The following is a 13,047-nucleotide window of genomic DNA, read 5'->3' on the forward strand; positions in this document are numbered from 1 at the left end:
CACGCAGGTGGGGGCGCAGGGGGTGATCCCTGGGCAGCTGGGTGTACAGGTGCCCTTCAAGGTGCAGGGCGCGCGCACCGGGCAGATCGGCGGGTGTCAGGGCAGGGTCGGCTTGGACGAGGGACAGGGGGGAGCCGGGCACCGGCACAGCATACGGGGCGCCCGTTTATCCTTCGTGGATGACTGGAGTCCTTCTGAACGTCCTGGGTGTGGAGGTCCATGCTCAGGCGCCCGCCTCCCTGCTCGCCCCGCTGGCCCTGTACGGCCCTCACGCGGCCCTGATCCGGCCGGTGACGCATCGGGTGCAGGTGCAGGTGCGGCCCGGTCGACGGGCGCCGGGACCAGAGGCCTTTACGGTCCGGACGCACAGCGCCCAGGTACAGGTCACGCCGGTCGGCTCTACTGAGGTCTGGATTCATGGGGCGACGCAGGACGCGCACCTGAGCGTGGGGCGCGAGGGGAGTGTCATCACGGTGCACACCGACTCGGCCGGGCCGGACGAGGCGTTGATGGTGGCGTTCACGGAGGTGCTGCGCACCCAGGGGTTCTTACCGCTGCATGCGGCGGTGCTGGATCAGGAGGGGTGGGTGACGGCGCTGCTCGGTCCGAGCGGGACGGGCAAGAGCACGGCGCTGCTGGGTGCGTTGCTGTCGGGGGCGCGGCCTGTCACGGAAGATTACGGTCTGTTCGAACCGGCGACCGGGCTGCTACACGGGCTGGACGCGGGTCTGCGCTGCCTGCCGGACACGCTGGCGCGCGTACGGGCGGCCGTGCCGGACCTGCCGGAACCGCCAGTCGTTCGGGGCAAGGCGCTGGTGACGTGGGAGATGCTGGGCGCCGGGCAGCGCTGGCACGCCCCGCTGACGCACGTGGAGGTGCTGCGCCGCGACGGGAGTGAGGTGAGTGTGCGGCCCCTGCCGCTGGCGCAGCGGGTGATGAACCTGTGGGCAGCGACGGGCGTGCCGCTTCTGCCGGCCAACCGGGACTGGACGAATACCGCCATCGGCACGCTGGCGCGCGAGTTGGGCTGGTCTGAGCGGACGGTGGCACACCAGACGATGCCGTGAACGCCTGGACGATTTCGTCCAGGCGAACAGCGAGGATGCGGGTGACGTTCTGATCGGCCTGCATGCTGGCGACCAGAGGAACGAAGAGGATCTGTGCCAGTGCCCACGTGGCGTCACATTCGCCGTGGTGAAAGCGGCGGGCGCGTTTGGCCTACCGCACAGCGGTAGGTGACGGGACGCAGAGGGTTGAGTACACAGCAGTCGGTTGCAGGTCATACGCGTCCACGGGCGTGAGGGGCATTTGCAGGGGACATGCAGCGCCGCGAACGGCCCGAGCTCAACGGTTGCCTGGACGTTCAGGAGGCAGTACACATCACTGCCGATCATGTCAGCAACTGCGCGAGCGTCTTCCCGGCATTCACGAGCACGTCGGCCGGGAACGTGCCCTGCGCCTGCGCCGTGTCCAGTAATTCCTCGTAGCTGCGTCCCCAGTTCATGTACCGGTCGGTGCGACTCGGCCCGGTGAACTCCGACTGGAAGAACACCTCCTCCCAGTCGGCTTGCGTGTCCGGCGTGCAGGCCTGCGGGTACGTGGTGGACCCCCGGCACACCTGTCCGCTGGGGAAGATGTTCCAGAACGGCGCGTGGCACACGGGCGTCTCCAGGGTGGGGCGCGTGTTCTCCCGGAGGGCGTACACGCTCAGGCTCCCCGGCCCAGCAATGAACACCAGCGGTGGGTGGGGCACGGATTGCCCGGAGAAGCGAGCCACGCTGCCGGCCTGGGCGTACTTGGGGTTGAACAGGAGGGCTCGTTCCCCGGCGGGGATCCACCAGGCACACGCGGTGGGCGAGGTGGCCAGCGTGTTCTCTCGGGTAGGTGTGAGGGCACGGCCGCCCAGGGTCATCAGGAGATCACGGGCGTCCTCGCGGGTCAGCGCCTGCGCGGCGCCCAGCACGGCCCGGCCACAGCTGTCGTGCCGGATGCGGTGCTTGCGGGTGTACGCGCTGTTCAGGCCGTCCTGGCCGCCGGGCGCGTACAGGACCAGAGCGAGGACCGGTTCGTGCAGGGCGGGTGCAGCGCGCTGAGTGCGCTCAGTGGAGATGGTCATGGTGGCGCTCATGCGTGCGGCGTGGCCCCCAGGCGGGGGCCAGCGCTTCACGGGATGGAGACTGCGGCAGGCGACCAGGGGTACAGGTGCTTGTGATTGACGCGCACCCGCCCGCTCGCCCTGAAGTCGGTGAGCACGTCGGTGATGTTGCCTGGGTGGGCGTGCGGGAAGGCCTGCTGCACGTCCACGGCGGTGGCTCCTGGGTGGGTGCGCACGTAGTCCTCGATCAGGGCCCCAGGCGTGCCCTGTTCGAGTGCGGGGGCGTCCGGCGCATTCGGTGCCTGGTGCCGCTGGACGCGGAGGGTGCGCAGCGTCTCGTGATCCAGATCGTCGAGCAGGTGGATGAGCGCCTGGCGGGCCTGCCACGCCGGTTCAGCGGGAAAGTGAGTGCGGGCCATGTGGTCCAGAAGGCTGAATTCGCTCATACGCGTCCGTGGCCCCCAAGCAGGGGGCCAGGGCTGCGTCACGAGGTGGCGCCGCGGGTGAGTGCGTCCCACATGGCGCGCGTGCGGGCCTGCACGTCCGCGACCGCGCGCAGGTACCTCAGCGCGGCCTTGTGTGAGGCCCAGTCGCGGATTTCGAGCATGGCCAGGGATTCGACGGGGCTCTCCGTGTGCGGGATGCCCATCATATCGGTCACGTCCCGGTGGAATTCCAGCACGGGGTCCCGCTCCGGGGTGTCCTGGCAGATCACCACGTCGATCACCCCCGGGTGCAGGCCGTCCTCGGCCCAGGAGCGCGTGGTGCGCCACTCGAAGGGCAGCGTGGCGAGGTGCGCGAGCAGGTCGGCGGCCTCCGTCAGCCCTGGGACCACCCGGTGCGCGTGCAGGCGAGACTGAAGGGAGCGGGCCACGTCACCCGGTGCACTCCAGGTGTCCATGGGGTACGTGCGGCCCAGGTCGTAGGGCGTGGGCGCGCCCTGACGCTGCAGCCAGCGGCACAGGTCCCGCGCGCGGGGCTCCCGGGTGCGTTCCTCGTGCTCGGCCTCACTGAGGGCTTCGAGGTGGTCATCCCACCACATCTCCCCGAACCGCAGGGCTTCTTCGCCCTGGACGGCGTCCTGACCGGTGAAGACGGGCTGGTACGGGGCGAGGGCTGCGCGCAGGGCGTGCATCAGGGCGCCGAACAGGTACCGGTCCCGGGCACGCAGATCCGCGCGCAGGGCCCGCAGGTCCAGCACCCGGCCGGACTGGGGCAGGACCTCCACGCCGATGGTGGCCGTGTTGTGCTGCGAGTACCCGCACAGGAGGGTGACATCGAGGAGCACGTCCGGCGCGCTGAGATCTGTCCGCCAGGTCTCCACGTACGAATGGAGGATGTACGACTCCGGTGTCTCGCCCGGCCGGGGGGCGCGGCGGGGAATGAGGCCCGCCTGCGTGAGGTGTAGGGCGAGGGTGCACGCGGCGTCCATGACGCCCTCCTCAACGGGGCGGGTGACGTATCCGGTGGGGAGGCGGTGCGCGCGGGGCACATTCAGGGGGGCCAGCCCGGGCGTGCGGGGGGTGGTCAGGGCAACAGGGGCGGTGGGGGCAAGCGCGGATCGGGTGGCGTCCGCTCCTGCGTCCGTGTGAGTTTGACCAGGACGCGGGTGAGCGCCTCGGGGGCGCGCGTACGCTGGGCGAGCGTGCGGAGCGGGGGCTGCCGGGTGCGGTGCGAGTCGAGCCATATGGTGAACTCCTCCTCAGAGATGGTCGGGATGAGCGTCATGCGGCGGGACGGCGGGGACGGCGTTCCCGGCGGGGTTTCAGGAGCGGTTTGGGGCGACGCGCGCGCGGCACCTCGGGCTGTCCCTCGGGCACGGGGAGCGCGACGACGCGCAGCGGCTCGGCGAGGTTGATGAACGCCCCGCACGTGGGCGTTTTCGCGTTCAGGAGGAGTTCCCCGAGGAGCTGCGCCGCCTGGAGCGCGACGGCCGGGTTGATGAACAGGTGCTGACGGGTCAGGGCCTCAGCGGCCGAGCAGCTGGGGCGGTCATCGTCCACGCCCGTGTGCATGGTGGGGTCGCGGTCCAGGACGTGCGGGAGGCGCGCCGGGCTCTGGCGGACCTGCCCGAGGATGACCTGCCCGGTGGCCGCGTCGTTCCCGCAGTCCAGCCAGTACTGCGGGGGCTGGGAGCGGAAGGCGGCGTGGATGGCGCGGCGGCTCTGGGCGCTGTCCACGCAGCTGATCACGACGTGCGCGCCCTTCACGTCCCCGTCCTGGAGGGTGCGGGGGTACGCGTCCCAGCACAGGCCCGCGTACAGGTTGCAGCGTTCGACGAGCACCACGGCCTTGTGGCGGCCGATGTCGGCGGGGGCGAAGTTCTGCCGGGTGAGGTTCGTTTCGCTGACCACGTCCGGGTCGAAGGCCGTGACGTGCAGGCCGGCGCCGCCGAGGGCGCGGATGGCCTGGTCGAGTCGGACGAGGTGGGTGAGCATGAGGCTGCCGGTGCCGCCGACGCCCACGAGGATGAGGCGGACGGGCTCCTTGGGGTCGAAGGTCAGGGTGTGCATGATGGCCGCGTGGCCCCCGTCAGGGGGCCAGGACTCTCGGGGTTCAGCTCAGGGCCTGGGCGAGGGTCAGTCCGGCGGGCAGGAGCACCTGTTCGGGGAACGTCCCGGCAGCAAGGGCGGCGTCGAGGAGTTCCTCGTAGCTCTTGCCCCAGTTCATGTACCGGTCGGTGCGGCTGGGCCCGGTAAACACGGACTGGAAGAACGCGGTCTCCCAGTCGTCCTGCGCAGCAGGTGTGCACGAGTCGGGGTAGCGGGTGGTGCCGCGGCACAGCTGGCCGCCGGGGAACATGTTCCAGTACGGGGCGTGCAGCAGGGGCGTGTCGTCCGTAGGTGGGGCGTCCCCGGTGACGGCGTACACCTTGAGCGTGCCGGGCGTGGCGACGAAGACCAGACCTGGGTGAGGGACCGGAATGCCGGACAGGCGCGCGACGCTTTTGGACTGGGCGTACTTTGCGTCGAAGAGCATGGGGCGCAGGCCGGGCGGTCGCCACCAGGCGACGCACTGGAGGCCGACCGCGAGGGTCGTGGGGCGGGTGCGCTGCAGGCCCTGACCAGCGAGGAGGCGCGTGAGGTCGGTGACGTCGGCCCGGGTGAGCGCCTGGGCGGGTCCGAGCGTGCACGCCCCCTCGTCCTGCCGCACGGCGTGCTTGCGCAGGAGGATCTGGCTGCCGTGTTGAGTGGCGCGCTCGTAGATCAGCAGGGCCAGGGTGGGCAGGAGGGGCCGGGGCATGAGCTCAGCGGCGGTGGGCGGGTACGTGACCTGGAAGGACATGCGCGTGAACTGGCCCACCGCCAGGGTGGGCCAGTACTGGGATTGTGCTGCGACGCCAGAGTGGATTACTTTCGATGGACCTCGGCCGGTTCTGTACTGTCTGAAGATACAGGGGTAGCCTGGACTGTTTCCGCCCCATTACTTTCGTTGAGTGTATTTGAGGGGGCGTTGGCGGGCGATTGCTGTCCCACAGGCTCTCCGGAGTTTTCTGGAACCCTTCCGCTCTGAGGCGATACATCGGAGCTGCCGGATTGAGGCCGATGCTTCAGGCCAACCATTGCTCGTGATGATGGGTCAAAGAAGGAGACAATACCGAGAAGAAGTGTCCATTGAGTCCATCGAGCGACTTCCTCAGGGAGTATGAAATACTGACTTATTGCTGCGCCTGCTGACAATAGAATCGTGCTTAACCAAGGATATTCAGTGCTGAAAAACTCTCTGTTTGGGATATTTCTTCCTTTTAACTCTAGCTCTACACGTTTTGCGAGACCAATGCCAATGGCGGTGAAAATGGCCGCAAATAAGGCACCTATCCACTTGCTGGTCAGTAGACTGACATCGGGAAAGTAGCGAGGCTGCAAAAGCGTGAACACTGGAAAAAATATAGCTAGCGCAAGCGCAAGCCATGCGCGGGCTATCACATTATTTTCAAAGATCTTTCCCAGTACTGTCTTCAGTAATAAGTTCGCGAGCCATGTGGAAACCGCAAGGATCGAACCCAGGATGAGTAACGTTATCAGCCAGCCCGAAAGATCATTCGTATTCATACTGAACCGCCACTGTAGTCGAAGTAGTTGATAGATTGAGCCAAATTTGAACACCCCCCCTTAGGGGGTGGATTGGCCGACGGTTTACTCGAGCCAGGCCTCGTCCGCTGCGATGAGCGCGTCGTGGATGCGGTTTAGGGCCGCGTCGACGCGCGGGGCGTGCGTGAGCAGGTCCGCGAGCCGCGCACGGTCCGCGTCGCAGTCGTGCAGGATCAGGTGAAGGGCCGCGCCGGTCTCCCCGCCCTGCCAGTGCAGGTCCATCACCTCGTCGAGCACGTCCACCATCGCGCTTGCCCCTTCCTTCAGGGGGCTGTATGCCCGACTGGGCAGGTGGTCGAGCAGACCGCTGCCGCGCTCCTCGTCCGTCATGGCCGGCAGGGCGTCGTGCGCCTCTCGCAACTCCGGCAGGGCACGCAGCAGGGGCGCGAGGGCCGGGAAGTCCGGCAGGAGCGGGATCAGGCGCGCCACGGTTTCGTCCAGGCCTGGCACGTCCCGCAGGTACGGCCAGGGCATCTCGTCACGCACCACCCAGGGGTGCGGGATGCCGCTGCGCCGCGCGAGGCGGATCACGTCACGCTTCGTCAGGGCCTCCCAGTCCGGGTGCTCCTGGAGGAGGTCCTCGATGACGCGGTCCTCGTGGTGCCACTGCTCGGCCAACCCATGCGCTTCACGCGGGCCGAACTGCGGGGTGAGGCGCGCGGAGTGAGTTTCGAGCGCAGCAAGGATCCCGGGGAGGACGTGTGGGTCACGCCGGGCGAGGGCCGCATGCAGGGCGGGCAGGTGCGTGAACCCGTCCGAGTTCGCTTCGACGGTGAGCGTGACCTGGTCCGTGCAGGCGTGCAAGGTCACCTCGGCGTGCTCCAGGGGTGCCAGCAGGTCGAGTTCTGCCTGAAGGGTCAGGGCGCTCCCTGGTTCGTCCGGGAGGAGATCCCGGAACAGGGCGCGGAGCACGTCCCTGGGGTCCTGATGCAGGGCGAGCTGCACGCGGGCGTCCAGGCCACGCAGGTCCGCGTCAAGGATCAGGGGAGTCACGCCGTCCAGGCGGGGAACGGCCGGGATCAGAGCAACAGGGGCACGAGTGGGCTGCTCTGCGCGGGACTGGCCCCGCTCTGCCTCAGGGTGACGGTCAGGCGTTTCAGGTCGGGGGATTGCAGGTCGGCTGCTTTGGGCGCGGGGATGACGCGCGTGCCGTTCGGCAGCAGGGCGCGCAGGGTCGGGGTGAAGTCGGGGCATGAGGGCTCCTCCATGCGCGCGTGGTGGCCCACCCGAAGGTGGGCCAGCCCTTCACGCAAGGTCCGCCAGGGTTCGTCCGGTTTCCAGCAGCACACGGTCCGGGAAGGTGCCCTGTACTCTGGCTTCGTCGAGCAACTCCTCGTAGCTCTTCCCCCAGTTCATGTACCGGTCCGTGCGGCTCGGCCCGGTGAACACCGACTGGAAGAAAGCGGTCTCCCAGTCGTCCTGTGCGGCGGGCGTGCAGGCCTCCGGGTAGCGGGTGGTGCCGCGGCACACCTGGGCGGAACTGAACATGTTCCAGTACGGCGCGTGGCACAGTGCCGTGGCCGGGGTGGGACGCTGATCGCCACGGACGGCGTACATTTGAAGGCCGTCACGGGAGGCGACGAACACCAGACCGGGGTGCGGGACGGGCACGCCGCTCAGCCGGGCGATGGAATGGGCGGCGGCGTACTTCGCGTCGAACAGCAGGGGCCGCTCGTGGGGCGGCACCCACCAGCACACGCGGTGGAGCCCGGTGGCCAGGGTGGTCGGCTGCGTGAACGTCAGGCCCGTCCCGGCGGTGAAGTCCACGAGGCGCTGGTGGTCCTCGCTGCTGAGCAGCTGCCCGGGCCCGAGCACGTACCCCTGCGGCGTGTCATGGACGGGGTGTTTCAGGATTGCGCTCCGCTGATGGGTGCCGTAGATCAGCAGGGCGAGTTCCGGAGCGAGCGGGGTCGGCGTGCGCCGCTGCGGGGCTGGGGTGAGGAACACGTTGACCATGTCCTTCCGGTGGCCCACCCTGGGTGGGCCACGCCTGTCAGGTCCGCTTCGGGGCGGGGAGGCTTCGGTTGGCAAGATTGAGCACGCCGACGCACTGCGCGGCCAGCTCGGCGATCCTGGGCGCGTGCTCAAGGTAGGCCGCGAGCCGGTCGTGCCCCTCACCGTCCCGGCCGACCTGCACGCACCACTGCGGGCTGACGTTCCCGCACTCCCAGTGGTTCTGGAGGAACTCGTTCACCGTGTCCAGGCTCAGGTCATCGTCCCCCCCTGTGACGGTCAGGAACGTGTGCGGGATGGGGTCGTGGAAGAGATCACTCCACTCGTCGTCCGTGGGGTGCAGGAACGCGTCGTCCGCGGCACGCAGCTCGGGCAGGAGGGTCAGGAGTGGACCAAGGGCGGGGACACGGGGCAGGACCTGCTCCAGGCGTGCCAGGGTGTCTTCCAGGCTCAGCAGCTCCCGGAAGTACGGCCAGGGCAGCGCGTCCTGCACCTGCTGCCCGTGTGGAATGCCAAGTCGCCGCGCGGCCCGAACAGCGTCCCGTTCCGTGAGGACCAGATCCGGCCGATCGAAGCGCTCTGGCAGGGTGTAGTCCGCCAGGGCCTCCGTGCTGAAGTACTGGTCGCAGATGACCGATGCTCCATGCGGGCCCACGACCGGCGTGACCCGACTGGACCCGACTTCCAGGGCGAACAGCAGGCCTGGGAGAAGGTGACGGTCCACGGGCCACAGGGCCGCGTGCAGGCGGTGCAGGTCGACCATGCCCGACACGTCCGTTTCCCCCCGGAAGTGGAGGTGACCGTCCTCGTTCTGCACGGTCAGCGTCCAGCCGTCCGTGCGCAGGGCGGCCGTCAGGGCACGCTGGAGGCGCTGGTCGAGCGGGCCGTCCGGTCCGGGGTCCGGGAGGACGGCACCCAGCAACGGCGTCACGAGCGGGTCGGGATCATTCCGCAGACCTTCCTCGTACATCCGCTCGGCAGCGTCCAGATCCGCTTGCAGGACAAGGGGCCGCACGCCGGCCAGGGAGGGCACGGCGCGCGGCACCACTGAAGGGTCGTCTACGGCAGCAGGGGCACCTGGGCCTGGCTGGACGCCGCCGCGCCCCGCGTAGTACTCATCACGCGGCGCAGAGCGTCCAGCGTGCCGGGCGGCCCCTGCCTTGGCACGTCCAGCACGAGGGGCGTGCGGGGTGGGCACGGCTCAGCCTTTCCGGCCATAGTTCTTGATGAATTCGGTGGTGACGGTCCCGGCTGGGAGGTCTGTGACGGGGCTGCCGATCCCGGCGGTGGTGAGTTCAGGGTGCTGCGGGGCGTAGAAGCCCTTGACCTGCTCGGGCGTCATGTTCGGGTTGGGGTCGTCGAGGACCTGCTCACCGAACTTGAAAACGCGCTTGAGGGCCTGGGGCTGACCGGGGGTGGGGTTCGTCATGCACGCCGCGTGGCCCCCGGGAGGGGGCCAGCACTGTCACTCGGTGGTCGTGAGGAACACGACGGGGAACCCGTCCTGCTGCGCGGGGTCCATCAGCGCGTCCAGCCAGTGCAGGATCCCGTCCGGCGCGTCCGCATGTTCCAGGGCGAGATCTGCGGCCAAGTCGCACTCGTGCGCGGCCAGGAGCGCCTTGGCGGACCGGAGGTTGGCCACCTCGTTCGCCAGGACCTCTTTCTGTTCGGCGAGGGCGGCCCAGTCGGTGCCCGTGAGGGCGGTGTGCAGGGAGGCTCATGAGGGCCGCGTGTCCCTCGGGCGGGGGCCAGGGCTATTCCCGGTGAGCTGGCGGATTCGGTCCAGGACGATGGCGGTCCGTTCGTCCGTCCGGCAAAAGCCCAGAAGGGTCTCTTCGAAGTCCGGATGTTGAAGCAGAGTGGTGAATTCAGTCTGAACGAACAGTTGAAGCGCTGTCGGAGCGCCGTCCAGTTCGTCCTTGAGTTCTTGACGACCATCGACGACGGTGAGAATGTCCTCAAGATCGTGGTGGAACATATCTCTCTGCCCTCGCGTGGTCCAGGCCACGAATTTGGTGGCTACGAGATGAGGTGCGTCCATCACGCGAACCCGGAGTCCGGAGGGCAGACGATGCGTTTGGGCTGTGTCAATGGCTGAGGCGTACCAGGGGTTGCTGAACCCCTGGATGTCTGCGTCATCGGACATCACATCAATGATCAGCGCTCCCTTCGTGTAACGGCAGATGGGGCCGTCCTGGTCTGGTGCAAAACCGAGTTCATACAGTCGCTGTTCAAGTTGATTGAAGGCCGCACGGGTGGGAACGCGGGTGGTGACGTCCACATCCAGCGTGGGGCGTGGGGCGTCCGCCGCCTGATCGGTCAGCAACAAACCCACCGTTGCGCCGCCTACGAAGACCAGTTCATCCAGCAGGGGGTGGAGCGCCTGAGCGGCCTGGTCCATGAGTTCAGTTGGTGTTGGCATCAACACCAACTGTAGAGCCGATCTTTCAGGAGTGCCTGTGCCATCTCGACTTCACGCGCGCGGCCACTGCGCAGGGCATCGAGAAGGATCAGGAGTTCGTGGGCACGCGGGTCGCTGACGGCATGCAGGGCACTCGGGTGAATCGGCAGCAGACCTGGGCCGCGGGTTGTGCCGTGGGCCGTCGGCCAGACGGGCGGCCCTTCCTCAGGCATGGAAAAATGTTCGTTGAGGGGTGCCGCTCCTATCGAGGTGGCGACGCCCCGTGTGGGAGACGTCAGTTGGGCCGGATACACGTATTTCAGGCCGTGTACCCAGAATTCCAGGAGGGCTTGGCGTTTCGGGTAGGGCACCTTCCGACCTTTGTCGCGGAAGAGTTGGGAAGTGATGAGGCGCTTGGCAGACGCGTGAGCTTCTGATGAGCTGATCTGCAGTGCTTCGCTCAGGCCCTGGTAGGTGATACCGGAGGTGGCAGAGCTGACCAGTTGAGTCGCCACAACCATATCGACCGGCTTCATGTCCTTACTCTATTCTAAATTCGCGAATCTAGAATACGAGGGAGAAGACCGCGCGAGGGCCATGCCAGAGGAACCGTGCTACCCCCTCAACATCTCCTCCAATCGACGAGGGCATCCGCCCTCCCGGTCAGAAGAGGCGCTGCTCCTCCTTGAGGGTCATTTCGATCACCTGGGGCTTGCCCGCCTTCACGCTGATCGTCTGATTCGCGGTGGCGTGTTCGGCCGCCTGCGCGTTCACGACCCACGTGCCGGAGGGCAGCAGGACCTCCACGCCGTGATGCAGGGCGATGACGGTGTCGCCCTTGGTGGCTTCGAGCGCGGCGCCCTGCGGGGTGACGTTCACGGTCACGCGCGCACCCTGCTGCTCGGTGAAGTCGTGCTCCTTATTCGCGTGTGTGGCGACGGTCTTCTTCACCTCGCCGAAGGTGGGATGAGCGGCCGTGATCTCCAGGGTGCCCTGCGGCACGTCATTCTTCCCGACGACCAAGGGCACGTCCTTGCCGCCCAGGGTGCCTTTCAGGGTGGTGCCCTCAGCGGCCTTCAGGGTCAGGGCGCTCGTTTTCGCCTTCGCGGGGGTGGGGGCGGGCTTGTCGGTCGCTTTCTTGTTCGCGTCCTGCTGACGCTGCGCGGCCTGCTGGGCGACGCTGAAGGCATCCCGGCGCGCCCCGGCGTAGCCCTGCATGGCGGTCACGAGGTTCGCGTCCATCCAGTCGGGCGTCTCAGTCAGCATGAACGGCACAGGGGCCGCCTCGCCGGGGTGCGGTTTGGGGAAGATGCCGATGGTGACGTCCGCGCGGACGCGGAGCAGCTGGAAGGTGAGTTCCCCGCCGTCGGCGAGCAGCCCGGCGAGCTGTGCAATCAGGCCGCTGTGCACCGGGGCGGCGAGCGTGGCGATGGGCACGGGGGCGTCCTGAGCGTCGCGGCTGGGTCCGGGTTCGGCGGCACCCTCTTCGGGGGTAGAGGCCTCGGGCGCGGGCTGCGGCTCGGGCTCTGGGGTGGGCTCGGGCTGCGGGGCGCTCAGGACAGGCTGGGCGACCGGGGCGGGCTGGGACGCCTCCCACGGGTCCGCTTCAGGCGCGGCGAACAGGCCCTCGATATCCGCGAGGAACGCCAGGTAGTGCATGCGGGTGGCGTCCTTGTCCGGGTGCTCGCGGCTGACACGGCGGAAGTCGTCCTCCAGGGCCGTGCCCTTGACGGATTCCCAGAGTTCGGCGGCGCGGGCCTTGTCGTCGGGGAGGATCGGGGCGTGCTGGGCGGTAGGGGCCGGAGCTGGTTGCGTGTAAGTCATGACGGCGACCTGGCCCACCCGGCTCCCGGGTGGGCCATCACTGATCATCTGGAGGGAGCGGGTGGAAGTGTTCGCGTTCAAGGGGCGTGAAGAAGCCCCGAATGTCCACCACGAATTCCGCTGGGGCGCCGCACTCGGGCCGCGCGAGGAACATGAAGTGAAGGTCGTGGGGGCCTCACTGGGCGGGTCCTGGCCGGGCACTCAGTTCAGTCCCAGGATGGCCCAGTCGCGCGCCTCGGCGAGCGCTTCGCTGGTGAGGTCACCTTCCAACTGCGCGCGCGCTCCGCCACTGAGGTCACTGGAGATTCCGCCCATCGTGCGGCATGCCAGGACCTCCCCGGCGGCGTTCGTGACGCGGCAGGTGACCCGCTGGACGTGCCAGGTCACGCCACACAGGGCCCGGCGGCGCGCGGCGCGCATCACGTCCGTACGCGCTTCCCGCAGGGCCTGTTCGGGGGTGAAGCCCAGGAACATGATGCGCACGCGGGTTTCGTCCGCTTCACTCCAGGCGGGCGTGAAGTGCAGGCCGCCTCTGATGGACACGCTGGAGGGCGTGGGGTGCGGGGTGAGCGTTCCCAGGCTGTGGTCGGCAATGTGGTCCTGCTGTGGGTCGGGCGTGCAGGTCAGGGTGGTGCTCAGGGGCGGCTGGGGCTGGTGGAAGGGGATCGTGGAGGTCTGCATGA

Annotated in this window: 17 protein-coding genes; 1 reads left to right on the forward strand and 16 read right to left on the reverse strand. The window is 68.2% G+C overall.

The genetic code is table 11. From position 1 onward, the window contains the following. Positions 1–179 precede the first annotated feature (179 nt). Positions 180–1,067: a hypothetical protein gene (locus CBQ26_RS01830; protein WP_088246911.1), complete on the forward strand. Its 888-nt coding sequence runs from the start codon at positions 180–182 to the stop codon at positions 1,065–1,067. 323 nt (positions 1,068–1,390) lie between these two features. On the opposite strand, the gene CBQ26_RS01835 is transcribed toward CBQ26_RS01830, so the two are convergent. From CBQ26_RS01835 to CBQ26_RS01900, 16 genes are all read right to left on the reverse strand, one after another. Further along, entirely contained in the window at positions 1,391–2,116 is a 726-nt protein-coding gene (locus CBQ26_RS01835; protein ID WP_088246941.1) for a PRTRC system protein B, read from the reverse strand. Positions 2,117–2,163: 47 nt separating this feature from the next. Beyond that, positions 2,164–2,541 carry a hypothetical protein gene (locus CBQ26_RS01840; RefSeq protein ID WP_088246912.1) on the reverse strand — a complete coding sequence of 126 codons (378 nt, stop codon included), beginning with the start codon at positions 2,539–2,541 and terminating at the stop codon, positions 2,164–2,166. A 38-nt stretch (positions 2,542–2,579) separates the two neighbouring features. Next, positions 2,580–3,527: a type 2 periplasmic-binding domain-containing protein gene (locus CBQ26_RS01845; RefSeq protein ID WP_143341920.1), complete on the reverse strand. Its 948-nt coding sequence runs from the start codon at positions 3,525–3,527 to the stop codon at positions 2,580–2,582. A gap of 292 nt (positions 3,528–3,819) precedes the next feature. Next, positions 3,820–4,608, reverse strand: coding sequence for a PRTRC system ThiF family protein (locus tag CBQ26_RS01855; RefSeq protein ID WP_088246915.1), 789 nt, complete (start codon positions 4,606–4,608; stop codon positions 3,820–3,822). A 43-nt stretch (positions 4,609–4,651) separates the two neighbouring features. Next, positions 4,652–5,380: a PRTRC system protein B gene (locus CBQ26_RS01860; RefSeq protein WP_088246942.1), complete on the reverse strand. Its 729-nt coding sequence runs from the start codon at positions 5,378–5,380 to the stop codon at positions 4,652–4,654. Between the two features lie 65 nt (positions 5,381–5,445). Beyond that, positions 5,446–6,147: a hypothetical protein gene (locus CBQ26_RS21190; RefSeq protein WP_143341922.1), complete on the reverse strand. Its 702-nt coding sequence runs from the start codon at positions 6,145–6,147 to the stop codon at positions 5,446–5,448. Positions 6,148–6,231: 84 nt separating this feature from the next. Then, the gene (locus CBQ26_RS01865) at positions 6,232–7,179 is read right to left on the reverse strand and encodes a hypothetical protein (protein WP_088246916.1); all 948 of its coding nucleotides are present in this window, start codon (positions 7,177–7,179) and stop codon (positions 6,232–6,234) included. Positions 7,180–7,205: 26 nt separating this feature from the next. After that, the gene (locus CBQ26_RS01870; protein WP_088246917.1) at positions 7,206–7,394 is read right to left on the reverse strand and encodes a hypothetical protein; all 189 of its coding nucleotides are present in this window, start codon (positions 7,392–7,394) and stop codon (positions 7,206–7,208) included. 37 nt (positions 7,395–7,431) lie between these two features. Continuing rightward, a complete protein-coding gene (locus tag CBQ26_RS01875) occupies positions 7,432–8,142 on the reverse strand; it encodes a PRTRC system protein B (RefSeq protein WP_088246918.1) in 711 nt (236 codons plus the stop codon). Between the two features lie 37 nt (positions 8,143–8,179). After that, entirely contained in the window at positions 8,180–9,172 is a 993-nt protein-coding gene (locus CBQ26_RS01880; RefSeq protein ID WP_143341924.1) for a hypothetical protein, read from the reverse strand. Between the two features lie 168 nt (positions 9,173–9,340). Continuing rightward, positions 9,341–9,568, reverse strand: coding sequence for a PRTRC system protein C (locus tag CBQ26_RS01885; protein ID WP_088246920.1), 228 nt, complete (start codon positions 9,566–9,568; stop codon positions 9,341–9,343). A gap of 36 nt (positions 9,569–9,604) precedes the next feature. Continuing rightward, on the reverse strand, positions 9,605–9,781 hold the full coding sequence (locus CBQ26_RS21705; RefSeq protein ID WP_172417877.1) for a hypothetical protein: 177 nt from the start codon (positions 9,779–9,781) through the stop codon (positions 9,605–9,607). A gap of 75 nt (positions 9,782–9,856) precedes the next feature. After that, a complete protein-coding gene (locus CBQ26_RS01890; protein ID WP_143341925.1) occupies positions 9,857–10,561 on the reverse strand; it encodes a nucleotidyl transferase AbiEii/AbiGii toxin family protein in 705 nt (234 codons plus the stop codon). After that, positions 10,561–11,076 carry a MarR family transcriptional regulator gene (locus CBQ26_RS21195; RefSeq protein ID WP_143341926.1) on the reverse strand — a complete coding sequence of 172 codons (516 nt, stop codon included), beginning with the start codon at positions 11,074–11,076 and terminating at the stop codon, positions 10,561–10,563. Before CBQ26_RS21195 ends, CBQ26_RS01890 begins: the two co-directional genes overlap by 1 nt. A gap of 127 nt (positions 11,077–11,203) precedes the next feature. Next, positions 11,204–12,364 carry a hypothetical protein gene (locus tag CBQ26_RS01895; protein WP_143341927.1) on the reverse strand — a complete coding sequence of 387 codons (1,161 nt, stop codon included), beginning with the start codon at positions 12,362–12,364 and terminating at the stop codon, positions 11,204–11,206. A gap of 201 nt (positions 12,365–12,565) precedes the next feature. Further along, positions 12,566–13,045, reverse strand: coding sequence for a hypothetical protein (locus CBQ26_RS01900; protein WP_088246923.1), 480 nt, complete (start codon positions 13,043–13,045; stop codon positions 12,566–12,568). Between the last annotated feature and the right edge of the window lie 2 nt (positions 13,046–13,047).

Origin of the sequence: Deinococcus indicus (assembly GCF_002198095.1) — a bacterium.
In the GTDB taxonomy this organism is placed as follows: domain Bacteria; phylum Deinococcota; class Deinococci; order Deinococcales; family Deinococcaceae; genus Deinococcus; species Deinococcus caeni.